Consider the following 21,734-nt stretch of genomic DNA (forward strand, 5'->3'; position numbering starts at 1 on the left):
CCGGCATCGACCACCGCCGTACGGAACACTGGCCAGTGTGCATCGTGAAACCTGCACGTCAGGTGGGCTGCTGTGCACGGGGTTCGGGGTGCTCGTGCGCTGACCCCAGCCGCATGACACCGGGATTCGGGGTCGGGCCTGTAGTTGCTGTGGTCCGGGACGCCGTTTCGTAAGGCGAACCCGCCCACCGAGTGGCGGCAGGCGTTCGACGAGGCCGGGCGCATCATCCGCCGTCCCCGGTATGGGAATGCTGTGGTTCCCGGAGCGCACGTAGGCGATCGGGCTGCGGTGTCCGAGGCGGGAGTGACAGCGTCGGATGTTCAAGATCAGGGGTCAAGGCCCCGTGGTGCTCACCCCCGATGCCCGCACAACCGCCCCGCACCGTCAGCGGAACGTCGGCGCCCACGCGGCCGTCGCGCGGCAGCTGGCACCCCCGCCGTCGCCGTCGAGTCGTCACCACCGCCCACGCCGCTCGTCGTTCATGGGACGACGACTCGCCCCTGGTGCGCGGCGGCGCGCCGCGCGGGGGCGGCGCGCCGCGGCTGTCAGCCCACCGAGGAGTACGCCACGACGCCTCGCAGCAGTCCGTCGACGGCCTTGCGGGCGTTGCGCCGCACCGGGCTGCCTTCGGGGGCGGCGTCGGCGATCTGGCCGAGGACGTCGATGAGTTGCTTCGTCCAGCGCACGAAGTCGCCCGCCGGCATGTCGGCGTCGCGCAGCACCGCGTCCAGGCCGTGCCCGGAAGCCCAGCGGTGGGCGGCCCAGGCGAAGCCGAGGTCGGGCTCGCGCTGGCCGACGCCTTCGGCCTGGTTGATGCGGTGCTGCTCCTCCAGGGCGTCGAGGCGGCCCCAGATGCGGACCATCTCCCCCAGTGCCTGCTTGGCGTTGCCCGACGGCAGCTGCGGCGGCAGCGCGTCGTCCGCGGAGCGGGACTCGTAGACCAGCGCGGAGGCACAGGCCGCGAGATCCGCCGGGCCGAGGCCGTCCCAGACGCCGTCGCGCAGGCACTCGCTGGCCAGCAGGTCGAGCTCCCCGTAGAGCCTGGCCAGCCGGCGGCCGTCGGCCGTGACCTGGTCGCCCTCGAGGTAGCCGAGGTCGGTGAGCAGCGCGCAGATGCGGTCGAAGGTGCGGGCGATGGTGTTGGTGCGGCCTTCGATGCGGCGCTCGAGCTGCCTGGTGTCGCGCTGCAGCCGCTGGTAGCGCTCCGCCCACCGGGCGTGGTCCTCGCGCTCGTCGCAGCCGTGGCAGGGGTGCGCGCGGATCTCGGTGCGCAGCCGGGCGATCTCGGTGTCGTCCGCGGCGGCCGAACGCTGGCGGCGGTGCCGCTGCGGCGCTATGCCGGCCGTGCCCGCCTTGGAGCGCATGGCGGAGGCCAGGTCGCGCCGGGACTGGGGGCTGCGCGGGTTGAAGGACTTGGGGATCCGCATCCTGTCCAGTGCCTCGACCGGCACCGGGAAGTCGATCTGCGCGAGCCTCTTGACCTGCCGCTCCGCGGTGAGCACCAGCGGACGGGGGCCGTCGTGGTGGAACTGGTCGTGGCGGTTGTGGTGGCCGGGGCTGCGGCCGGCGGGCACGCCCGGGTCCAGGACGAGGGCCAGGCCCGCGAACTTGCCGGCCGGGACGTGGATGATGTCGCCGGGGCGGAGCTTCTCCAGCGCGTCGGCGGCGGCCGCCCGGCGCTGGTTGGCGCCCTGCCGGGACAGCTCGGCCTCGCGGTCCTTCAACTGCCTGCGCAGCGACATGTACTCGTCGAAGTCACCGAGATGGCAGGTCATGGAGGCGCGGTAGCCCTCCAGCCCCTCCTCGTTGCGCTGCACCTGGCGGGAGATGCCGACCACCGAGCGGTCGGCCTGGAACTGCGCGAACGAGGTCTCCAGCAGTTCCCGGGAGCGGTGCCGGCCGAACTGGCCCACGAGGTTGACGGCCATGTTGTACGACGGCTTGAAGGAGGAGCGCAGCGGATAGGTGCGCGTGCCGGCCAGGCCCGCCAGGTGGGCGGGGTCGAAGCCGCGCTGCCACAGCACGACCGCGTGCCCCTCGACATCGATGCCACGGCGTCCGGCGCGGCCGGTGAGCTGCGTGTACTCGCCGGGGGTGACGTCGGCGTGGGTCTCGCCGTTCCATTTGACGAGCTTCTCCAGCACCACGGACCGGGCGGGCATGTTGATGCCGAGGGCCAGCGTCTCGGTGGCGAAGACGGCCTTGACCAGGCCCTTCACGAAGAGTTCCTCGACGACCTCCTTGAAGGTCGGCAGCATGCCGGCGTGGTGCGCGGCGATGCCCCGCTCCAGGCCCTCCAGCCACTCGAAGTAGCCGAGGACGTTCAGATCCTCGTCGGGGATGGACTTGGTGCGCTCCTCGACGATGGCCCGCACCTTGGCCCGCTTCTCGTCGTCGTTGAGCCGCAGCCCCGCGTAGAGGCACTGCTGCACGGCCGACTCGCAGCCGGCGCGGCTGAAGATGAAGGTGATCGCCGGCAGCAGCCCCTCCGCGTCCAGCCGCTCGATGACCTCCACGCGGCTGGGCGTCCAGATCCGGCGCTGCTGGCGCCGCTCCCGCTCGCGGTCGGCCTCGCGCATCCTGCCGCCGCGCCGGTCGCGGCCGTTGGAGGATCGCTGGTTCTCCATCCGGGCCAGCCGCACCAGGTCGGGGTTGACGGCGCGCTGCACGCCGGGGCCCGCGCCCTGTCTCTCCTCGAAGAGGTCGTACATCCGGCGTCCGGCCAGGACGTGCTGCCACAGCGGCACGGGGCGGTGCTCGGAGACGATGACCTCGGTGTCGCCACGGACGGTGTCGAGCCAGTCGCCGAACTCCTCGGCGTTGGAGACGGTCGCCGAGAGCGAGACCAGGGTCACGGACTGCGGGAGGTGGATGATCACCTCTTCCCAGACCGCTCCGCGGAAGCGGTCGGAGAGGTAGTGCACCTCGTCCATGACCACATAGCCGAGGCCGTCAAGGGCCTGGCTGCCCGCGTACAGCATGTTGCGGAGCACCTCGGTGGTCATGACCACGATCGGTGCGTCCCCGTTGACGCTGTTGTCACCGGTCAGCAGACCGACCCGCTCCGCGCCGTAGCGCTTGACGAGGTCGGTGAACTTCTGGTTCGACAGTGCCTTGATGGGGGTGGTGTAGAAGCACTTGCGGCCCTCGCCGAGGGCCAGGTGGACGGCGAACTCGCCCACGATGGTCTTGCCGGAACCGGTGGGCGCCGCCACCAGCACGCCCTTGCCCGCCTCGAGCGCCTGGCAGGCCTCGATCTGGAAGGGGTCCAGCCCGAAGTCGTACAGCTCGCGGAAGCCCGCGAGGGCGGTGGCCTGCTCGGCGGCGCGGAGCCGGGACGCGGCGTAGCGCTCCGCGGGAGACATCTCGTCGTTCATCTTGAAAACGAGACTACCGGGCCGCACTGACAGTCGACGCGATCTTTTTACCGAAGCACAACCCACGGGGCACGGGTCCAGGCGTGTCGCGCGCCACGGCCTCGCTATCGAGGCGTCAGCAGCCGCAGTGCCCGCGGGACGGTCCGCGCGGTCAGCGGGAGGGACCCGAGGGGCTCGCCGTCGGCATAGCCGGTGACGCCGTCGGCGTCGAGGGTGATCGCGGCGGCGCGGTGTACGGCCACCACGGGATGGCCGATGTGGGTGCCGCGATAGACGCGGGGGAAGACGCGCAGCAGCGTGCTGCGGCTGCACGGTCCGACGACACAGACGTCGAAGCGCCCGTCGTCGAGTTCCGCGCCGGCGCAGATCCGCATCCCGCCGCCGTACGAGGTGCCGTTGCCGACGGCGACGAGGGTGGCCTCGATCTCCGTAGCGCTGCCGTCGTCGAGGGTGACGCGGTAGGGAATGGGGCGCAGGGCAGCCAGTTCCACCAGCATCGCCAGGTCGTAGCGGAGCCGCCCGCTGGGGCGGCGCAGCCGGTTGCCGCGGTCGTTGACCCGGGAGTCGAAGCCGGAGGCGAGGACGGTGCCGAACCACCGGTCGCCGACGCGGCCGAGGTCGATCTCGCGGACGGACTCCTGCTTCAGGGCGCGGGCTATCGCCTGTCCCGCGGCCGCGGGGTCGCGCAGCGGCAGCCCGGTCGCCCGCGCGAAGTCGTTGCCCGTCCCGACGGGGACGACGCCGAGCGGGGTGCCGGTGCCGGCCACGGCCTGCAGGGCCAGCGACACCATGCCGTCGCCGCCCACCGCGACCAGCGCCCCGGTGCCGTCGGCGACGGCCTCGCGAGCCCGAGCGAGGGCGTCCGCCGCATCGGCGCCCACCACGGTGCGCACGTCGAGTCCCGCGCCGCGCAGCGCGGCGGCGGCCGGTCCCGCGGCGCCGGCGCCCCGTCCGCGGCCCGCGGTGGGGTTGGCGATGAGGGTGATCTCGCTGGTCACGCGCGGACACTACCGTGCGGTAGCCGGGCCGTCGAGGTCACCGGAAGCGCTTCGTTCTCCTCCGCGAGCGGGGACGATCACCCCGAGGGGTCCTGCGGGTGCGGACGGCCGACGGCCACGCCCGCCGTGCGTGCGTGGCGCGCCCGCCGTGCGTGCGTGGCGCGCCCGCCGCAACCGCGGCTGCGGATCGGGCCCGCTTCCCCATGTCGGCGAAAGGGAGCCCGATCTCCCGTTTCCCTCCACCGGCACCCCTAAGAACAGGGATCAGGTCGCGTCGTCGAAGTCGCCGGACCGGCGCCCGTTCTCCACGGGTCCTGGCTGCTCGGGCACGGAGGCCGTGAGGGGCGCGGTGGGGCCGATCGGTTCCGGGGTGAGGTCCAGCTCGGAGGCCTCGTCGTCGGAGAGGCCGGCGTCGGGATTGCGCCAGCGCCGGCGTCGGTCGTTGATCAGGGAGAAGGCGACCGCGCCGAAGTAGAGGACGACGATGGGGCCCGACAGGGCGATCATGCTGACCGGGTCGGTGGTCGGCGTCGCGACGGCGCCGAAGACGAAGACACCCATGACCACGCCGCGCCACCAGCCCGCCATGCGGCGGCCGCTGACCATGCCGACCATATTGAGCATGACCAGGAGCAGCGGGAGTTCGAAGGCGAGGCCGAAGACGAGCACCATGCGGATGGTGAAGTCCAGCACACCGTCCAGCTTCAGCAGGTTGGACGAGCCCTCGGGGGTGAAGCTGATCAGCACCTTGATGCTGACCGGCATGATCTTGTAGGCGAGGAAGGCGCCGCCCAGGAAGAGCGGGAGCGCCGCGCCCACGAACATGTAGGTGTACTTGCGCTCGTGCCGGTGCAGGCCGGGAGCGATGAACGCCCACAGCTGGTACAGCCAGACCGGGCTCGCGCCGATGACGCCGGCCATGAAGCAGACCTGCATCGTGAGCGCGAACGGCGCCGTCAGCGAGTCGAACGTGACGATGGCGCAGTTGCCGCCGCTGCTGACGACCCCGGGGCCGCACTTGGGCACCGGGGAGGCCAGGAACTCCAGGAGCTGCTGGCTGTAGAAGGCGGCGACGATCGCCACCACGACGATCGCGAGCACGCTCTTGGCGAGCCGGTTGCGCAGTTCGCGCAGGTGCTCCACGAGCGGCATGCGCCCCTCGGGGTCCTTCGACGGCTTACTGCGGGCAGACTTGAGCAACCCAGGTCCTCATCTCACGCGGTGGCCGGCGTCATCGCCGGCGGCCCGTACCTGTGCCGTGGCGTCAGCTCTGCGTCTGACGGGGCTGCTGGTTCTCGGACACCGGGCGGGCGCTGCTGACGTCACCGGGCGCGGCCTGGATGGTCTTCGGCGCGGCCTGCCCGTCGGCGGGCGCGTCGGCCTGCGCCTGCGGGGCGGCCGCGTCGTCCGACTTCATGGCCTTCGCCTCGCTCTTCAGGATGCGCATCGACTTCCCAAGGCCGCGAGCCATGTCCGGAAGGCGCTTGGCCCCGAACAGCAGCAGAACGACGACAAGAATGAGGATGATCTCAGGGGCGCCGAGCCTGCCGAACATAAGCTTTACCTTCTCACCGAGGCGGCATGGGTACGTGAGCTGCGGTCTCCGTGTCCGGGGAGGACTCGGCGTCCGCACTGCCAGCGATCGTAACGTGCGGGGGTAAACGCCTGGCAATCCCCCGGCGACCTGCTGTTGCCGCCCCTGCCGCACTCTGCCGGGGCAACCCCAGCAGCGTACCTGTCCGGCCGCGGAAGGACGAGGGTGCTTCGGATCGCGCTTGGGCGGCGTTTCCGGACGACCGCCGACGCGACCCCTCCGGCACCGCGGCGCGGAGAGAGGGGACGGCACCGGAGGCACGGTGCCGAAGGACGGCACCGGAGCGACGGCGCCGGGGAAACGGCGGCCCCAGTGACGCCGTCGTCAGCGGGACAGGTCGCCGGCGCCGCGCGCCAGGGGCTCCGCGGCGCGCCGCAGGTCCTCGGCGGCCTGCTCGAGCCGGTTGCCGCTGACCCGCACCTGCCGGGCGAGGCCGGACACTGCGGCGTACACGCGGAGGGCGAGGACACCGAGCACGAGCAGGCCGGCGGTCGAGAGGCCGACGTACAGGTAGAGCCACCACATGGCAGCCGAGACTAGCGGCTCAGCCGGTGTGCAGCCGCATTGTGCGGACACCGCCGTCGGTGAGCAGCTCCACTATGCGCTCACCGGCCGGCTTGCGGACGGAGCAGCCGCAGTCGGGGCAGGTGAAGGAGTAGAAGGTGGTCCGGTGGCTGCCGCCGATGGCCAGCCGCAGGGCCTCGGCGGACAGCTCGAAGCTGGCGCGGCACTCGGGGCAGGAGGCCTTGTAGACCGCCGCGGGCGGGTGGACGGCGGGGTCGCCGACGCGACCGACGGCACCGAGGGTGTCGAGGTCGTCCATGCCGGGCGCTCCCGTCACTCCCCGTAGGCCGCGAGGGCACGGGCGGCCGCGTCCCGGGCGCTGTCGGCGAGGGCGGCCGGGGACACGATGCGGCCGTCGCGGCCCAGCCGCAGCGCCAGACGGCGCAGCGAGCCCGGGTCGGGGGTGCGCAGGCTGATGCGCAGGCCGCCGTCGGGCAGCTCCTCGGCGCGGTCGTGCGGGTAGTACTCGGCGACCCAGCGGCCGCCGGGGCCGACCTCGATCACGACCTCCGGGTCGTCACCGGCCGGCTGCACCAGTCCCTGGGACAGGTCGCGGGGCTCGATCCGGGGCGGGTCGCTGGGCTGGTCCAGCAGCCGGATCTCGGCGACCCGGTCGAGCCGGAAGGTGCGCCGGTCCTCCGACAGGTAGCACCAGCCCTCGAAGTAGGTGTGACCGACCGCGAACAGGCGGATCGGGTCGACCTCGCGCTCGGTGAGCTCGTCGCGGGACGGCGAGTAGTACCGGATCCACAGCCTGCGCCGCTCCGCGATGGCGCGGTCGACGTCGGCGAAGACGCTGCCCTCGGACTCGAAGGTGACCGACAGCCGCGAGGACGCCCCGGCGGCCTCCCCGGCCGCGCCCTCGACCTTCGCGGTCGCGCGCAGCAGCGCCTGCCGGTCGCTCTCGCGCAGACCGGGCAGGTTGGCGACGGCACGGGCGGCGACCAGCAGCGCGGCGGCCTCGTCGGCGGCCAGCCGCAGCGGCTGCGCGACGTCGTCGACGTTGTGCCACCAGATCCGCTCGCCGTCGGTGTCGATGTCGAGCAGGTCGCCGCCCCGGAAACTCGTGCCGCACAGCGGCAGCACGTTCAGGTCGCCGATCAGCTCGGCCTCGGTGACCCCGAACGCGCGCGCCACGTCGCTCACCCGGGCGCCGGGGCGCTCCCGCAGGTAGGTGACCAGGGACAGCATCCGGCGTGTCTGGTCGATCGCGTTGGCCATCTCTCCGTACTCCCCCGCTCAGCCCTTGGCCACGGCGCGCAGCCGCTCCACCACGTCGGCCCGCAGCTCCTCGGGCCCCAGGACGACCACGTCCGGGCCGAACTCCACCAGCCAGGCGTCCAGTCCGTGCCCGTAGGGGATCTCCAGCTCGTCCCAGTCGGCGTCCACCGGCACCGTCTCCACCGCACGGGCCCGCAGCGGGTATCCCGAGTCGCGGCGGAGCCGGATCCTGGCCGTCGCGGTGGCGCCCTCGCCGGCCCAGCTCGCGACGGTGGCGCGGACGTCGACGTGGTCGGGCACCTCGGTGGTGAAGGCGCCGCCGCGGGTGCGGACCCGGCCGGTGATCCGGGAGAGCCGGAAGACGCGCACGGCGGCCCGGTCGCGGTCCCAGCCCGCCAGGTACCAGTGGCCGCGCCAGCACTCCAGCGCCCAGGGCTCGACCTGGCGCGCCTCGGGGCGCACGGCGTTGGCCTTGCGGTAGTCGAAGACGACGGGGCGGCGCTCCCGGGCGGCGACCATCAGCGGCTCGAACGCCGGCTCGGGGGTGGGGATGCGGGGCTCCAGGGCGCTCTGCCCGGCCGACTCGCGTACGGCCTGGTCCCCGTGGCGCTCGTCGAGGTCCCCGTCGGCGCTCTCGTCGTGGAAGGGCACGCCCGCGGCCCGCAGCTTCTGCAGCGCGCCGCTGGCCGCCTCGGCGAAGCGCGCCTGCTGCCAGACCTTGGCGGCCAGACTCAGCGCGGCGGCCTCCTCGGCGTCCAGGGCGATCTCGGGGAGGCGGTTGCGGTCGCGGCGCGCGAGGTAGCCGATCTCGCCGTCGAGGCTCTCCACCGTCTCGATGACCATGCCGAGCTCGCGCAGGTCGTCCTTGTCCCGCTCGAACATGCGGTTGAACGCCTCGTCGGAACCGATCTCGTGGTAGGCCTCGATGGACGCCCGCAGCTCCCGCTTGCTGACCGGGCGCCGGGTGTTCATCAGGCACAGCGCCAGATTCATCAGCCGCTCGGCCTTGGCAATCGCCACTCGACGCAACCTTCTTCCTTCTTCAGCTCTCCGCCGAGACCCTATCGCGACCGGGCGGCACGGCTGTAGCGAAGGCCGGTTCCGCAAGACCGTCCCGTGCCCGCGTGCGAGGCCGCGGACCGCGCCGCGCACGGCAAGGCCCCTGCCGGGCAGGCGGTCGCCTGCCCGGCAGGGGCCTTGCCTCGCGGTCGGGCAGGACGGGACTGTCAGACGGACAGCAGGTCCACCACGAAGATCAGCGTCTCACCCGGCTTGATGAGCGGGCTCGGGCTCTGGTTGCCGTAGGCGAGGTGCGCGGGGATGGTCAGCTCGCGACGGCCGCCCACCTTCATGCCCTGAACGCCCTGGTCCCAGCCCTTGATGACCCGACCGCCGCCCAGCGGGAAGGTGAAGGGCGAGTTGCGGTTCCAGCTGGCGTCGAACTCCTCGCCGGTGCTGAAGGCGACACCGACGTAGTGGACGGTGACGTTCTGGCCCGCCTTCGCCTCGGCGCCGTCGCCCTCCCAGATGTCCCTGATCACCAGGTCGGCCGGGGGCTCGCCGCCGGGGAAGTCGATCTCGGGCTTCTCGATGCTCACGTACGTGCTCCTAAAGAGGTGCGGACAACCTGCCTAGTCTTACATCAATCGCGTCCTACATCGCGGCGAGGATGTCGAGGCTGAACACCAGCGTGGACTTGGCCGGGATGCCCTGCTGCTCCTGGTCGCCGTAGCCGAGGTCCGGCGGCACGACGAGCATCACGCGGCTGCCGACCTTCTTGCCCACCAGGCCCTCCTGCCAGCCCTTGATCAGCTGCTGCAGCGGGAACTGCGCCAGCTGACCGTTCTTGTAGCTGGAGTCGAACTCCTTGCCGCCGTCCCACAGCACGCCCTTGTACTGCAGCAGCAGCGTGTCGGTGGCCTTGACCGGCCGGCCGTCGCCCTCCAGCACGTAGTCGGCCACCAGCTTGGTCGGCGCGGCCGTCTTCGGCACCTCGATCGAGGGCGCCGCGCCGTCGGTGTTGGTGCCGACCTTGGGCAGTGCGGCGTCGTTCTGCGGGACGGCCTTGCCCTTCGAGGAGCTCTTGCCGTTGAAGGTGTCCACCACGTCGACGACGAACACCAGCGTGTCGGTGGCCTTGATGCCGGCGTTGGGCTGGCCCTGCTCGCCGTAGCCCAGGCTCGGGGGGATCGCCAGCTCGACCCGGTCGCCGACCTTCTTGCCCACCAGCGCCTTGTCCCAGCCCTGGATGACCCGGCCGACGCCGATCGGGAAGATGGCCGGAGTGCCCCGGTCCCAGGAGTTGTCGAAGACCTTGGCCGTGTCCCAGATCTGGCCGAGGTAGTTCGCCTGCAGGTAGTCACCCTCGGCGACGGTCGCCCCGTTGCCCTGGATCACGGTCTTGACGGCGAGATCCTTGCTCGGCTGGCCCGGCCCCTTGGCGACCGTCGGCTTCTCCCCGAACTTCGTGCCCGCCGTGATCTCCGGCAGCGGACCGTCCACGATCTTCACCGAAGTGGAGGGGGACGCCGAACCTGACGCGCTGACACCGGTCGCGGGCTTGCCGGACTTGTCGTCACCGCAGCCGGCGAGGGTGAGCAGGCCGGCAGGGACGGCGAAGAGAAGAGAGCGTCGGCGCACGGATATCCCCATCAGGTCGATCTTGCGTTGTCGGGCGTGCGCGCCACTCTACGACGTGGGCGGGGCCCCGTACGAACACGCACGGGGCCCCGCGTCGTCCACTACCGCCGCTACATCCCGGCGATGAGCTTCTCCACCCGGTCGTCCACCGACCGGAAGGGGTCCTTGCACAGCACGGTGCGCTGCGCCTGGTCGTTGAGCTTCAGGTGCACCCAGTCGACGGTGAAGTCGCGCCGCTGCTCCTGGGCACGGCGGATGAAGTCGCCGCGCAACCGCGCCCGTGTCGTCTGCGGCGGCACGGACTTGGCCTCGAAGATCTTCAGGTCGTTGCAGATCCGCTTGGCCTGACCCCGCTTCTCCAGCAGGTAGTACAACCCGCGTCGGCGGTGGATGTCGTGGTAGGCGAGGTCTATCTGCGCGATGCGCGGGTGCGACATCGTGATGTTGTCGCGCGCCCGGTAACGCTCGATCAGGCGGTACTTCATCACCCAGTCGATCTCGGTACCGATCTTGTCCAGGTCACCGCTGGAGATCGACTCCAGGGTCCGGCCCCACAGCTCGAGGACCTGCTCGATGACACCGCTGCGGATGCCCCTGCGGTCGCAGAAGTCCACCGCCTTGGAGTAGTACTCCTCCTGGATCTCCAGGGCCGAGGCCTCCCGGCCCGAGGCGAGGCGGACCTTGCGCTGGCCCGTTATGTCGTGCGACACCTCGCGGATCGCCCGGATCGGGTTCTCCAGCGTCAGGTCCCGCATCACGGTGCCCGCCTCGATCATGCGCAGCACCAGGTCGGTCGCGCCGACCTTCAGCAGCATGGTCGTCTCGGACATGTTCGAGTCGCCGACGATGACGTGCAGCCGCCGGTAGCGCTCGGCGTCCGCGTGCGGCTCGTCCCGGGTGTTGATGATGGGCCGGGAGCGCGTCGTGGCGGAACTGACGCCCTCCCAGATGTGCTCCGCGCGCTGGCTGACGCAGTAGACCGCGCCGCGCGGGGTCTGCAGCACCTTGCCGGCGCCGCACAGCAGCTGCCGGGTCACCAGGAAGGGGATCAGGATGTCCGCGAGGCGGGAGAACTCCCCGTGCCGGGCCACCAGGTAGTTCTCGTGGCACCCGTAGGAGTTGCCGGCGGAGTCGGTGTTGTTCTTGAAGAGGTAGACGTCGCCCGCGATGCCCTCCTCGTGCAGACGCCGCTCGGCGTCCACCAGGAGGCCCTCGAGGATGCGCTCCCCTGCCTTGTCGTGGGTGACGAGTTCCGTCACGTTGTCGCACTCGGGAGTGGCGTACTCGGGGTGCGAACCCACGTCGAGGTAGAGACGGGCGCCGTTGCGGAGGAAGACGTTGCTGCTACGACCCCATGACACGACACGGCGGAAGAGGTACCGCGCCACCTCGTCCGGGGACAGACGCCGCTGTCCCCGGAACGTGCACGTGACGCCGTACTCGTTCTCCAGCCCGAAAATGCGGCGGTCCATGATGAGACCTTACGCCTGATGCGTGGCCCTCAAACCGGGTTCGACCACGGCGATTCGATCATTTTCCGTCCCGGTTGCCGGCTCGGCGGGCGTGAGGTAGCGCCCGCTGGCCAGCAGAACCGCCAGTGCCACCACGCCACCGCCCCCCGCCACGGCGAAGGCCGCCGCCGCCCCGCCGTACTGCGCGGCCGGTCCCGCGACCGCAGTGCCCACCGCCGCACCCACGCCGAAGGTGGTGACGATCCATGAGAACGCCTCGGTCACCGTGCCCACCGGGGCATGGCGGTCGACCACCACGAAAGCGCAGGCCAGCGACGGCGCGAGGAACAACCCGGCCAGCACCGCCAGGCCGGTCATCAGCGCCACGCCCGGCACCAGCACCAGGGGCAGATAGCCCGCGGCCAGCCCCGCGACCAGCAGCCGCAGCCGCCGCTCCGGCACTCCGCCCCACTGGCGCGCCCCGTACGCCACCCCGCCCGCCAGCGCCCCCGCGCCGATCCCCGACAGCACCCAACTGGAGACCATCCCGCCCCCGTGGCCGTCCGCATACGCCACCGCCGCCACCGCGATAGAGCCCAGCGCGAGCCCCACGAAGAAGAACGAGCCGACCAGCGCCCGCAGCCCCGGCGAGCGCAGCGGCCCCAGCCAGTCCGGGGTGCGCGGCTGCGTCCGCCACGCCCGCGAGGGCGGCGAGGAGACCACGCTCAGCGCTCCCGCCACGCCGACAGCCGCGATCCACAGCAGCGCCGCCGCCTCCGAGAACACCGCCACCAGCAGCGTCACCAGCAGCGGCCCGACAGTGAACATGACCTCCTGCGCGGCCGCGTCCAGGGCGTAGGCGGCGTGGATCCGGTCCTCGCGCTTCAGCACGCTCGGCCACAGGGCCCGCAGCCCGCCCTCCAGCGGCGGCGTGAAGAAGCCAGCCACCAGCATCGCGGCGTACGCCAGGGGCAGCGGACGAGGCCCGGACAGCGCGAACAGGGCCATCCCCGCGGCCGAGAGCACCGCGGCCGGCAGCATCACCCGCGGCTGCCCGAGGCGGTCCACCGCCCGGCCGAGCAGCGGCTGGCCCGCGGCGTTGGCCAGCCCGTAAACGGCCGACAGCGCCCCCGCGAGGGCGAAGTCGCCGCCCTGCGCGCGGGTGAGCAGCACGACGCCCAGGGCCGCCGTGGCGTTCGGCAGCCGGCCGACCAGGGTGCCGGTCAGCAACCGCACCGCGTGCCGGGCCCGCAACAGGTCCGCAAAGCCGGTCGCCATGGCCGCCCCCTCCGGTAGTTGTACGTATAACGCCGTCGGTCATACGTACCATGAGCCCAGTCCACCGGTCCAGCCGCGCACCCGAGCACACACGCACGCCCGCACCCGCCCGCCGACCCCCACCGGCACCCGGCACCACCCGCCGACCACCCGAAAGAGGCCCCACGGTGACCGACACAGCGCGCCCGACCTCACGCGACGTCGCCCGCGCCGCCGGCGTCTCCCAGGCCACCGTCTCCCTCGTCCTCGGCGGCAAATGGCGCGGCCGCGTCTCCGAACGCACCGCCGACACCGTCCGCACCGCCGCCCGCGACCTCGGCTACCGGCCCAACCTCGCCGCCCGCAACCTCCGCCTCGGCCGCACCCGCACCGCGCTCCTGGTCGTCCCCACCCTCACCAACGAATACTTCGCCCGCGTCTACACCGGCGCCGCCCGCATCGCCGACGACCACGGCTTCGGCGTCGTCCTCTACCCCTCCCCCGAAGGCGTCGGCCCCGCCCGCGACCCCTTCGGCTCCGCCCGCGCCGCCCTCGACGGAGTCATCGCCTCCTCCATGGCCGCCGACGCCCTCGCCGCCATCGGCGACGGCGGACTCCCCCTCGTCATGCTCGACGCCGACCCCACGGCACCCGGCCCGGCCGCCACCGTCAACCTCGCCATCGCCGACGGCATGCGCCAGATCACCCGGCACGTCCTCGACCTCGGCCACCACCCCGGCGACATCGCCCACCTCGCCGCCGGCATCGACACCTGGACCTTCCGCGAACGCGCCCGGGCCTTGGCCGGCACCCTCGGCACCACCCCGCCCACCGAACGCTCCCCCCTCACCTACGAGGACGCCCGCCAGGCCGCCGAGCGCCTCCTCGCCCGCCCCGGCCCGCCCCCCACCGCCATCGTCTGCGACGACGACGTCCTCGCCGTCGGCGCCTGCAAAGCACTGCGCCGCCACGGACTGCGCGTCCCCCACGACGTCTCCGTGACCGGATACGACGACTCCGCCCTCGCCACCGCCGTGGAGCCGGAACTCACCACCGTCACCCTCCCTGCCGACGCCGTCGGCGCCGAAGGCATGACCGCGCTCCTCGACACCCTCGCCGGCCGCCCCACCACCGGCACCGAACTCCCCGTCCGCCTGGTCGCACGCGGCTCCACCGCACCACCACGACCACCACTCCGGCCCTGAGACGACCGACGCCCCGGCCGCCGAGAAGGCGACCGGGGCGTCAGGACGAGCCGCGGCCCGTCACACGTCCTCGTCGAGCTCCGGAAGATCGTCGTCACCCTCGCCCGAAGCCGGCGCTGAGGGCTTCGCCGGCTTCTCCGCCGACGACGGCGCCCCCTCGCCCTCCAGCAGCCGCGACAGCTGCCGGCCCAGGATCCGCTTGAACTTGCGCTGCTGCGGCCGCGTACGGTCCAGCACCGCGACCTCCAGCTGCTCCGCCGTGAGCTGCCGGTCACTGCCGTTGCTGTCCCGGCTCAGCGACTCCACCGCCAGCTTCAGCGCCTCCGCCAGCGTCATACCGTCACGGTGCCGCTGATCCAGGTAGCTGCCGATCTGGTCGGAGTTGCCGCCGACCGCCACCGCACCGTGCTCGTCCACGATCGAACCATCGTGCGGCAGCCGGTAGATCTGGTCCTCCGAGGGGTCCGCGCCCACCTCCGCGACGATCAGCTCCACCTCGTAGGGCTTCTCCCCCACGCTGGAGAAGATCGTGCCGAGTGTCTGCGCGTACACGTTCGCCAGACCGCGCGCGGTCACATCGTCACGGTCATAGGTGTACCCCCGCAGATCGGCGTAGCGCACCCCGCCGATCCGCAGGTTCTCGAACTCGTTGTACTTGCCCACCGCCGCGAAGGCGATCCGGTCGTAGATCTCACTGACCTTGTGCAGGGCACGGGACGGGTTCTCGGCGATGAAGACGATGCCGTCGGTGTACTGCAGCACGACGACGCTGCGCCCGCGCGCGATGCCCTTGCGGGCGAACTCCGCGCGGTCGGCCATGGCCTGCTGGGGTGAGACATAGAACGGCGTCGACACCGGCTATCCGTCCCTTTCTGTCAGTAGCGAGTGCATCTCGGACGACCCGATCAGAGCAGTGCGGCCCGCGGACCGTCCGGCAGCTCCAGCCGCCGCTCGTGGACGGCCCGGACGATCTCCGACGTCTCCGCCTCGGTCAGCTTGCGGAAGCCCTCGTCGGTGATGACCGTGACGATCGGGTAGATCCGCCGCCCCAGATCCGGGCCACCGGTCGCCGAGTCGTCGTCCGCCGCGTCGTACAGCGCCTGGGTCACCAGCGTCGTCGCCTGCGACTCCGTGAGATCCGGCTTGTACAGCTTCTTCATCGAGCCCCGCGCGAACACCGAACCCGAACCCGTCGCCGCGTACCCGTACTCCTCGGAACGACCGCCCGTCACGTCGTAGGAGAAGATCCGCCCCTTCTCCCGGTCCGTGTCGTAACCGGCGAACAGCGGCACCACCGCCAGCCCCTGCAGCGCCATCCCCAGGTTCCCCCGGATCATGGTCGACAGGCGGTTCGCCTTGCCCTCCAGCGAGAGCGTGGCGCCCTCGATCTTCTCGTAGTGCTCCAGCTCCAGCTGGAACAGCTTGACCATCTCCACCGCCAGGCCCGCCGTGCCCGCGATGCCGACCGCCGAGTACTCGTCGGCCGGGAACACCTTCTCGATGTCCCGCTGCGCGATGACGTTGCCCATCGTGGCCCGCCGGTCACCGGCGAGCACCACGCCGCCGGAGAAGGCCGCGGCGACGATCGTCGTGCCGTGCGGGAGCTCGACGGCCCCCTTCACGGCGGGCAGGGTGCGATTGCCCGGGAGCATGTCCGGCGCGTGCGCCCCCAGGAAGTCCACGAACGAGGACGAGCCAGGCGTCAGGAAGGCAGCTGGTAGACGCCCGGTGCTACGAGTGTTGGCTTCCACACGTTTCCTTCCACGTAGGCGGCCGCCCGCCGTATGACGTCGGGCCGATCCTTGAACTGCCCCAGCGCGGCGTTGCAGCTGAAGCACAGTACGCCACGGACCCTACCCGTCCCGTGGTCGTGATCCACATGTTCGGCCGGGGCGTCCAAACAAATGCAGCAGATGCCGAACTGCTCACCAATCATGGTGTCCAGTTCGGCCGTCGTGATGCCGTACTTGCGTGTGAAGTAGGCCGCGCGGTTGCGTTCGGCGCGGCATGTCCTCCAGTAGCTGGCAGTAGCTGGCGAAGCCGTCCGATGACGTGGCATCGCGCTCCCACTCGTCGTGCGTCTTGACCTCACCGCACTGTGGGCAGCGCTTGTGCCCCTGAGGGACGGGTACCTTCACCGGAAGTGCGGGCTCACGGCCCAGAGAGGCCTGATACTGCCGGGAGTATCTGGCAGAGCACTCCCGGCAGTAGGCCTGCAGCCCATCCCAGGCCCTGCGATTTTTGTTGAACGCCTCACGAGAGAGCATCCGCTTGCACCGAGAGCATTTTTTCCTCTCAGGCAAATCGGACACATCGCTCATTGGCCGCCCTTTTGGACAAATGACCGAACGAAATCCTCGGCATTCTCTTCGAGGACGTCATCGATCTCGTCCAGCACGGAGTCCACGTCGTCCGACAGCTTCTCGTGCCGCTCCTTGAGGTCGGAGGCCTCCTGCGCGTCCTGCGCGGTCTCCTCGACCTCCTCGGTCGAACGCGTGGCCTTCTGCTGCCCGCCGCCGGTGTCCTTGGTAGCCATGTGTCCCTCACCCCGCTCGGTGTCCATGTCCTACGAGATCAGACCCTACAAGGAGGGTCTGACATCGGCCCCCGGTATCGCCCAACGTCCGGGGGCCACCCCGATGATTCCCGGTTCGGACGGATTTCAGCCCTGCTCAGCCGCCCGACAGGATCCGCACCAGCTCCTCCGCCGTGCGGCATCGGTCCAGCAGTTCCTTGACGTGGTTGCGCGTGCCCCGCAGCGGCTCCAGCGTCGGGACGCGCTGCAGGGAGTCCCGCCCCGGGAGATCGAAGATCACCGAGTCCCAGGAGGCAGCCGCGACGTCGTCCGCGTACTGCTCCAGGCAGCGGCCGCGGAAGTAGGCGCGGGTGTCCTCAGGGGGCTTGCCCACGGCCCGCAGGACCTCCTCCTCGGTCAGCAGCCGCTGGATGCGGCCGCGGGCCTCCAGGCGGTTGTACAGGCCCTTCTCGGGGCGCACGTCGGCGTACTGGAGGTCGACGAGGTGGAGCCGGGCGGCGTCCCAGTCCAGGGAGTCCCGGCGCCGGTAGCCCTCGAGGAGCTCGCGCTTGGCGATCCAGTCCAGCTCGCCGGCCAGGCTCATGGGGTCGCCCTCGAGCCGGTTGAGCACGTCCTCCCAGCGGGCGAGCACGTCCGTGGTCTGCTCGTCGGCGTCGGTGCCGAAGCGGTCCTCGACGTACTTGCGGGCCAGCTCGCAGTACTCCATCTGGAGCTGGACGGCGGTCAGCGTACGACCGCTGCGCAGCGTGATCAGCCGTCGCAGCGCCGGGTCGTGGCTGACCTGGTGGAGGGTGCGTACGGGCTGGTCGACGGCGAGGTCGACGTTGATGAAGCCGTCCTCGATCATCGACAGGACCAGGGCGGTGGTGCCGAGCTTGAGGTAGGTGGAGATCTCCGACAGGTTCGCGTCGCCGATGATCACGTGCAGCCGGCGGTACTTCTCGGCGTCGGCGTGGGGCTCGTCGCGGGTGTTGATGATGGGCCGTTTGAGGGTCGTCTCGAGCCCGACCTCGACCTCGAAGTAGTCGGCGCGCTGGCTGATCTGGAAGCCGTGCTCGTGCCCGTCCTGGCCGATGCCGACGCGGCCGGCGCCGGTGACCACCTGGCGGCAGACGAAGAAGGGCGTGAGGTGGCGCACGATGTCCGAGAAGGGGGTCTCCCGCTTCATCAGGTAGTTCTCGTGGGTGCCGTAGGACGCGCCCTTGTTGTCGGTGTTGTTCTTGTACAGGTGGATCGGCTGGGCGCCGGGGAGCTGAGCGGCGCGTTCGGCCGCCTCGGCCATGATGCGCTCGCCGGCCTTGTCCCACAGGACGGCGTCGCGGGGGTTGGTGACCTCCGGGGCGCTGTACTCGGGGTGGGCGTGGTCGACGTAGAGCCGGGCTCCGTTGGTGAGGATGACGTTGGCGAGGCCGATGTCCTCGTCGGTGAGCTGGCTGGAGTCCGCGGCCTCTCGGGCGAGGTCGAAGCCGCGGGCGTCCCGTAGTGGGTTCTCCTCCTCGAAGTCCCAGCGGGCGCGGCGCGCCCGGTGCATCGCCGCCGCGTAGGCGTTGACGACCTGGGACGAGGTGAGCATGGCATTGGCGTTGGGGTGGCCCGGGACGGAGATCCCGTACTCCGTCTCGATGCCCATTACTCGCCGTACGGTCATGCGGCCCTCCTTGCCCGGCTGCGGCCCGTGCTGGGCCGGTCGATCAAGTACCGCCTCGCGTGTGGACCTCGTGCGGTACCGCTGAGCCTAGAACGCGATGGCGGTGGTGGGGAGATCATTGCGCGCATTCGTGGGTGGTGCCGGGGTGAAACGCCCCGGCTGCGGGTGCCCCTGCGTGGGCACCCGCAGCCGGAGGGTGGTCGCGCGCTACAGGTACTGGCCCGTGTTGGCGACGGTGTCGATGGAGCGTCCGGTGTCGGCTCCCTGCTTGCCGGTGACCAGGGTGCGGATGAAGACGATCCGCTCGCCCTTCTTGCCCGAGATGCGCGCCCAGTCGTCCGGGTTGGTGGTGTTGGGCAGGTCCTCGTTCTCCTTGAACTCGTCCACGCAGGCGGCGAGCAGGTGGGAGACGCGCAGGCCCCGCTGGTTGTGGTCGAGGAAGGCCTTGATCGCCATCTTCTTGGCCCGGTCCACGATGTTCTGGATCATGGCGCCGGAGTTGAAGTCCTTGAAGTAGAGGACTTCCTTGTCACCGTTGGCGTAGGTGACCTCCAGGAAGCGGTTCTCCTCGGACTCGGAGTACATCCTCTCGACCACGGACTGGATCATCGCGTCGACGGTGGCCGCGGGCGAGCCGCCGTGTTCGGAGAGGTCCTCGCCGTGGAGCGGGAGGGTGGTCACGAGGTACTTGGAGAAGATGTCCTTGGCCGCCTCGGCGTCCGGCCGCTCGATCTTGATCTTCACGTCCAGGCGGCCGGGCCGCAGGATCGCGGGGTCGATCATGTCCTCGCGGTTGGAGGCGCCGATGACGATGACGTTCTCCAGTCCCTCGACGCCGTCGATCTCGGCGAGCAGCTGGGGGACGATGGTGTTCTCCACGTCCGAGCTGACGCCGGAGCCGCGGGTGCGGAAGAGGGATTCCATCTCGTCGAAGAAGACGATGACGGGCGTGCCCTCGCTCGCCTTCTCCCGCGCGCGCTGGAAGACCAGGCGGATCTGCCGCTCGGTCTCCCCGACGTACTTGTTGAGCAGCTCGGGGCCCTTGATGTTCAGGAAGTAGCTCTTGCCCTGAGGCTGCCCGGTGACTTCCGCGACCTTCTTGGCGAGGGAGTTGGCGACGGCCTTGGCGATGAGCGTCTTGCCGCAGCCGGGCGGGCCGTAGAGGAGCACGCCCTTGGGCGGGCGGAGCTCGTACTCCTTGAACAGCTCGGCGTGCAGGTAGGGCAGTTCGACCGCGTCGCGGATCTGCTCGATCTGGTTGCTGAGCCCGCCGATCTGGCGGTAGTCGATGTCGGGGACCTCTTCGAGGACGAGCTCCTCGACCTCGCTCTTGGGGACCCGCTCGTAGACGTATCCGGAGCGCGGTTCGAGCAGCAGGGCGTCGCCGGCGCGGAGGGTGCCGTCCAGCAGCGGCTCGGCGAGCCGCACCACCCGCTCCTCGTCCGTGTGCCCGATGACCAGGGCCCGCTCGCCGTCCTCGAGGATCTCCTTGAGGGTGACGATGTCTCCGATGCGCTCGAACTCCATGGCCTCGACCACGTTGAGCGCCTCGTTGAGCATGACTTCCTGGCCGCGCCTGAGGTCGTCGAGCTCGACGGACGGGCTGACGTTCACCCGCAGCTTGCGGCCGCCGGTGAAGATGTCGGCTGTCCCGTCCTCGTTCGCCTGCAGGAACACGCCGAATCCGGCAGGGGGCTGTGCGAGCCGGTCCACCTCCTCCTTGAGGGCCACGATCTGGTCGCGGGCCTCGCGCAGGGTGTTCGCCAGCCGCTCGTTCTGAGCGGACACGCCTGCCAGGTTGGTCTGCAGCTCGACGATCCGCTCCTCGAGAATCCTCGTGTGCCGCGGAGAGTCGGCGAGCTTACGTCGCAGGACGGCGATCTCCTGCTCAAGAAAGGCGACCTGGCTCATGGGGTCTTCCGATCCACGAGCGGGTCGGCCGCCACGGTTGATGTCGTCGTCGTGGGCCGCCACGGTCCTCACCTCCTCCAAGGGGAGCTGGACGCTTCCAGACCCTACCTGGGCCAGTAGGGGTTGAAACCCCTAGATCACAAAGACGTCCGGGGTGTGTCCGATCTTCACCCTTGCGCACGTCCTCCCGCCAGGGAGATACCCAGCCATCACCATCCGAAAGCGGCCGGTTGTATCGTCGGTTCGGTCAACGCCCGTGATGGGCTGTCCCTTCCCGAACGATGAACGGCAGGCGAGGTAGCGGTGAGCGAGGAAGTCGTCGAGGCGCTCGAGGTCTGGATCGATCAGGACCTGTGCACCGGGGACGGCATCTGTGTGCAGTACGCGCCCGAGGTCTTCGAGCTGGACATCGACGGGCTCGCCTATGTGAAGGGCGACGACGCCGAACTGCGTCAGGAGCCCGGGGCGACGGTCCCGGTCCCGCTGCCGTTGTTGACCGATGTGGTGGATTCGGCCAGGGACTGCCCTGGCGACTGTATTCATGTGCGGAGGGTTTCGGACAGTGTAGAGCTGTACGGCCCCGACGCGGAGTGATCTGTCACATGCCGTGCGCGAGCGGTCCGGGGATCTCGTAGTAGGTGCCGGACCGCCATTCCCAGCTGTAGTCGCGCTGCTGGTCGGGGCAGCACCGGGGCACGTCGTCGGTGGAGTAGCCGAGGACGGTGGCGCGCACGGTGCGGCCGTCGACGCGCAGTCCCTGGAAGGTGCGCTGCTCACCGGGGTCGACGAGCGTCTCGACGATGCGGGGGGCGTTCCCGGCGGACGGGTCGGCCGACAGCACGTACAGGCCGCTGGGCGGGGTGCCGGTCTCGGAGTGGCAGCGGGCGGCGGCGACGGTTTCGGGGCGGCCGTCCCCGTCGAGGTCGGCGGAGGCCTGGTCCACGACGTCCGCGGGTGCGCCGGCGCACTGGAGGGGGAAGCGGACGGCGCGGGGGTCCGGTGCGGGATCGGCCGTGGGCGCGGGCTTGCGCTTCCCGGCGTGGGCGGGCGTGCTCGTGGTGGCGCCGGCGGGTTGGACGAGGGCGGCGCTGCCCACGACGGCGGCGATCAGCGCGGCCGTCGTGATCCAGTGCACGGAGCGGGCTCGGGTGTGCGGGAGGGCCGGCCCTGCGGATGGCTGCACGCGCCTGTTCTCCTGTGGAGTCGGTCGAGCGGGGTGCCCAGCATCGTGCCACAGGTCACAGTCGGGTGTGCTACCGGGGTCGGCGGTGCGGGGCCGGCCGGCCGGGTGCGCGGGTCACGGCGAAGGGGGGGGGGGGAGGGGGGGGTGGG

General features: G+C 71.0%; 21 protein-coding genes. 2 read left to right on the forward strand and 19 right to left on the reverse strand.

What is annotated here, in order from left to right; all coding sequences use genetic code 11:
- Positions 1–545: 545 nt before the first annotated feature.
- The 12 genes from AC3ET4_RS22355 to AC3ET4_RS22410 form a co-directional block, all read right to left on the reverse strand.
- Entirely contained in the window at positions 546–3,377 is a 2,832-nt protein-coding gene (locus AC3ET4_RS22355; RefSeq protein ID WP_431952141.1) for a DEAD/DEAH box helicase, read from the reverse strand.
- Between the two features lie 104 nt (positions 3,378–3,481).
- Entirely contained in the window at positions 3,482–4,375 is an 894-nt protein-coding gene (locus tag AC3ET4_RS22360; protein ID WP_431952143.1) for a diacylglycerol kinase, read from the reverse strand.
- Positions 4,376–4,639: 264 nt separating this feature from the next.
- Positions 4,640–5,527 (reverse strand): twin-arginine translocase subunit TatC, encoded by an 888-nt coding sequence (gene tatC / locus AC3ET4_RS22365; RefSeq protein ID WP_431952145.1) that lies wholly within the window; start codon positions 5,525–5,527, stop codon positions 4,640–4,642.
- A 112-nt stretch (positions 5,528–5,639) separates the two neighbouring features.
- Positions 5,640–5,930 carry a Sec-independent protein translocase subunit TatA gene (gene tatA, locus AC3ET4_RS22370; RefSeq protein ID WP_431952147.1) on the reverse strand — a complete coding sequence of 97 codons (291 nt, stop codon included), beginning with the start codon at positions 5,928–5,930 and terminating at the stop codon, positions 5,640–5,642.
- Positions 5,931–6,293: 363 nt separating this feature from the next.
- Complete coding sequence (locus tag AC3ET4_RS22375) at positions 6,294–6,494, reverse strand: hypothetical protein (protein WP_431952149.1); 201 nt, start codon at positions 6,492–6,494, stop codon at positions 6,294–6,296.
- 19 nt (positions 6,495–6,513) lie between these two features.
- Positions 6,514–6,792, reverse strand: a complete 279-nt coding sequence (locus AC3ET4_RS22380) for a hypothetical protein (protein ID WP_431952151.1) — start codon at positions 6,790–6,792, stop codon at positions 6,514–6,516.
- Between the two features lie 14 nt (positions 6,793–6,806).
- On the reverse strand, positions 6,807–7,754 hold the full coding sequence (locus AC3ET4_RS22385) for a WYL domain-containing transcriptional regulator (protein WP_431952153.1): 948 nt from the start codon (positions 7,752–7,754) through the stop codon (positions 6,807–6,809).
- 18 nt (positions 7,755–7,772) lie between these two features.
- Positions 7,773–8,774, reverse strand: coding sequence for a helix-turn-helix transcriptional regulator (locus tag AC3ET4_RS22390; protein WP_431952155.1), 1,002 nt, complete (start codon positions 8,772–8,774; stop codon positions 7,773–7,775).
- 206 nt (positions 8,775–8,980) lie between these two features.
- Complete coding sequence (locus AC3ET4_RS22395; RefSeq protein ID WP_431952157.1) at positions 8,981–9,352, reverse strand: FKBP-type peptidyl-prolyl cis-trans isomerase; 372 nt, start codon at positions 9,350–9,352, stop codon at positions 8,981–8,983.
- A gap of 55 nt (positions 9,353–9,407) precedes the next feature.
- Positions 9,408–10,406, reverse strand: a complete 999-nt coding sequence (locus AC3ET4_RS22400; RefSeq protein WP_431952159.1) for an FKBP-type peptidyl-prolyl cis-trans isomerase — start codon at positions 10,404–10,406, stop codon at positions 9,408–9,410.
- A 98-nt stretch (positions 10,407–10,504) separates the two neighbouring features.
- A complete protein-coding gene (pafA, locus tag AC3ET4_RS22405) occupies positions 10,505–11,866 on the reverse strand; it encodes a Pup--protein ligase (RefSeq protein ID WP_431952161.1) in 1,362 nt (453 codons plus the stop codon).
- A 9-nt stretch (positions 11,867–11,875) separates the two neighbouring features.
- Positions 11,876–13,123: an MFS transporter gene (locus AC3ET4_RS22410; protein WP_431952163.1), complete on the reverse strand. Its 1,248-nt coding sequence runs from the start codon at positions 13,121–13,123 to the stop codon at positions 11,876–11,878.
- Between the two features lie 167 nt (positions 13,124–13,290).
- Between AC3ET4_RS22410 and AC3ET4_RS22415 the strand changes: the two genes are divergently transcribed.
- On the forward strand, positions 13,291–14,307 hold the full coding sequence (locus AC3ET4_RS22415) for a LacI family DNA-binding transcriptional regulator (RefSeq protein ID WP_431952165.1): 1,017 nt from the start codon (positions 13,291–13,293) through the stop codon (positions 14,305–14,307).
- Positions 14,308–14,367: 60 nt separating this feature from the next.
- Here the strand turns inward: AC3ET4_RS22415 and prcA are convergent, their stop codons facing one another.
- The 6 genes from prcA to arc all read right to left on the reverse strand — a co-directional run bounded on the left by prcA (position 14,368) and on the right by arc (position 20,465).
- Positions 14,368–15,162: a proteasome subunit alpha gene (gene prcA, locus AC3ET4_RS22420; RefSeq protein WP_431952167.1), complete on the reverse strand. Its 795-nt coding sequence runs from the start codon at positions 15,160–15,162 to the stop codon at positions 14,368–14,370.
- 50 nt (positions 15,163–15,212) lie between these two features.
- On the reverse strand, positions 15,213–16,058 hold the full coding sequence (gene prcB / locus AC3ET4_RS22425; protein ID WP_431952169.1) for a proteasome subunit beta: 846 nt from the start codon (positions 16,056–16,058) through the stop codon (positions 15,213–15,215).
- A complete protein-coding gene (locus AC3ET4_RS22430) occupies positions 16,010–16,366 on the reverse strand; it encodes an endonuclease VII domain-containing protein (protein WP_431952171.1) in 357 nt (118 codons plus the stop codon). The genes prcB and AC3ET4_RS22430 overlap by 49 nt, the downstream gene beginning before the upstream one ends.
- 258 nt (positions 16,367–16,624) lie before the next feature.
- Positions 16,625–16,843 carry a ubiquitin-like protein Pup gene (locus tag AC3ET4_RS22435; RefSeq protein ID WP_431952173.1) on the reverse strand — a complete coding sequence of 73 codons (219 nt, stop codon included), beginning with the start codon at positions 16,841–16,843 and terminating at the stop codon, positions 16,625–16,627.
- 136 nt (positions 16,844–16,979) lie between these two features.
- On the reverse strand, positions 16,980–18,491 hold the full coding sequence (gene dop / locus AC3ET4_RS22440; RefSeq protein ID WP_431952175.1) for a depupylase/deamidase Dop: 1,512 nt from the start codon (positions 18,489–18,491) through the stop codon (positions 16,980–16,982).
- A 207-nt stretch (positions 18,492–18,698) separates the two neighbouring features.
- Entirely contained in the window at positions 18,699–20,465 is a 1,767-nt protein-coding gene (gene arc / locus AC3ET4_RS22445) for a proteasome ATPase (RefSeq protein WP_431952177.1), read from the reverse strand.
- A gap of 240 nt (positions 20,466–20,705) precedes the next feature.
- Between arc and AC3ET4_RS22450 the strand changes: the two genes are divergently transcribed.
- Positions 20,706–20,996 (forward strand): ferredoxin, encoded by a 291-nt coding sequence (locus AC3ET4_RS22450; protein ID WP_431952179.1) that lies wholly within the window; start codon positions 20,706–20,708, stop codon positions 20,994–20,996.
- Between the two features lie 4 nt (positions 20,997–21,000).
- Here the strand turns inward: AC3ET4_RS22450 and AC3ET4_RS22455 are convergent, their stop codons facing one another.
- Positions 21,001–21,585: a hypothetical protein gene (locus AC3ET4_RS22455; protein ID WP_431952181.1), complete on the reverse strand. Its 585-nt coding sequence runs from the start codon at positions 21,583–21,585 to the stop codon at positions 21,001–21,003.
- Between the last annotated feature and the right edge of the window lie 149 nt (positions 21,586–21,734).

It is taken from the genome of Actinacidiphila sp. bgisy167, assembly GCF_057707665.1.

Excerpts from the sequence above, each read along its gene's own strand:
- AC3ET4_RS22355 (WP_431952141.1), bottom strand. The coding sequence starts at position 3,377 with ATGAACGACGAGATGTCTCCCGCGGAGCGCTACGCCGCGTCCCGGCTC.
- pafA (WP_431952161.1), bottom strand. The coding sequence starts at position 11,866 with ATGGACCGCCGCATTTTCGGGCTGGAGAACGAGTACGGCGTCACGTGC.
- tatA (WP_431952147.1), bottom strand. The coding sequence starts at position 5,930 with ATGTTCGGCAGGCTCGGCGCCCCTGAGATCATCCTCATTCTTGTCGTC.
- AC3ET4_RS22430 (WP_431952171.1), bottom strand. The coding sequence starts at position 16,366 with ATGCCACGTCATCGGACGGCTTCGCCAGCTACTGCCAGCTACTGGAGG.
- AC3ET4_RS22400 (WP_431952159.1), bottom strand. The coding sequence starts at position 10,406 with ATGGGGATATCCGTGCGCCGACGCTCTCTTCTCTTCGCCGTCCCTGCC.
- AC3ET4_RS22435 (WP_431952173.1), bottom strand. The coding sequence starts at position 16,843 with ATGGCTACCAAGGACACCGGCGGCGGGCAGCAGAAGGCCACGCGTTCG.
- AC3ET4_RS22380 (WP_431952151.1), bottom strand. The coding sequence starts at position 6,792 with ATGGACGACCTCGACACCCTCGGTGCCGTCGGTCGCGTCGGCGACCCC.
- tatC (WP_431952145.1), bottom strand. The coding sequence starts at position 5,527 with ATGCCGCTCGTGGAGCACCTGCGCGAACTGCGCAACCGGCTCGCCAAG.
- AC3ET4_RS22385 (WP_431952153.1), bottom strand. The coding sequence starts at position 7,754 with ATGGCCAACGCGATCGACCAGACACGCCGGATGCTGTCCCTGGTCACC.
- AC3ET4_RS22375 (WP_431952149.1), bottom strand. The coding sequence starts at position 6,494 with ATGTGGTGGCTCTACCTGTACGTCGGCCTCTCGACCGCCGGCCTGCTC.
- dop (WP_431952175.1), bottom strand. The coding sequence starts at position 18,491 with ATGACCGTACGGCGAGTAATGGGCATCGAGACGGAGTACGGGATCTCC.
- AC3ET4_RS22410 (WP_431952163.1), bottom strand. The coding sequence starts at position 13,123 with ATGGCGACCGGCTTTGCGGACCTGTTGCGGGCCCGGCACGCGGTGCGG.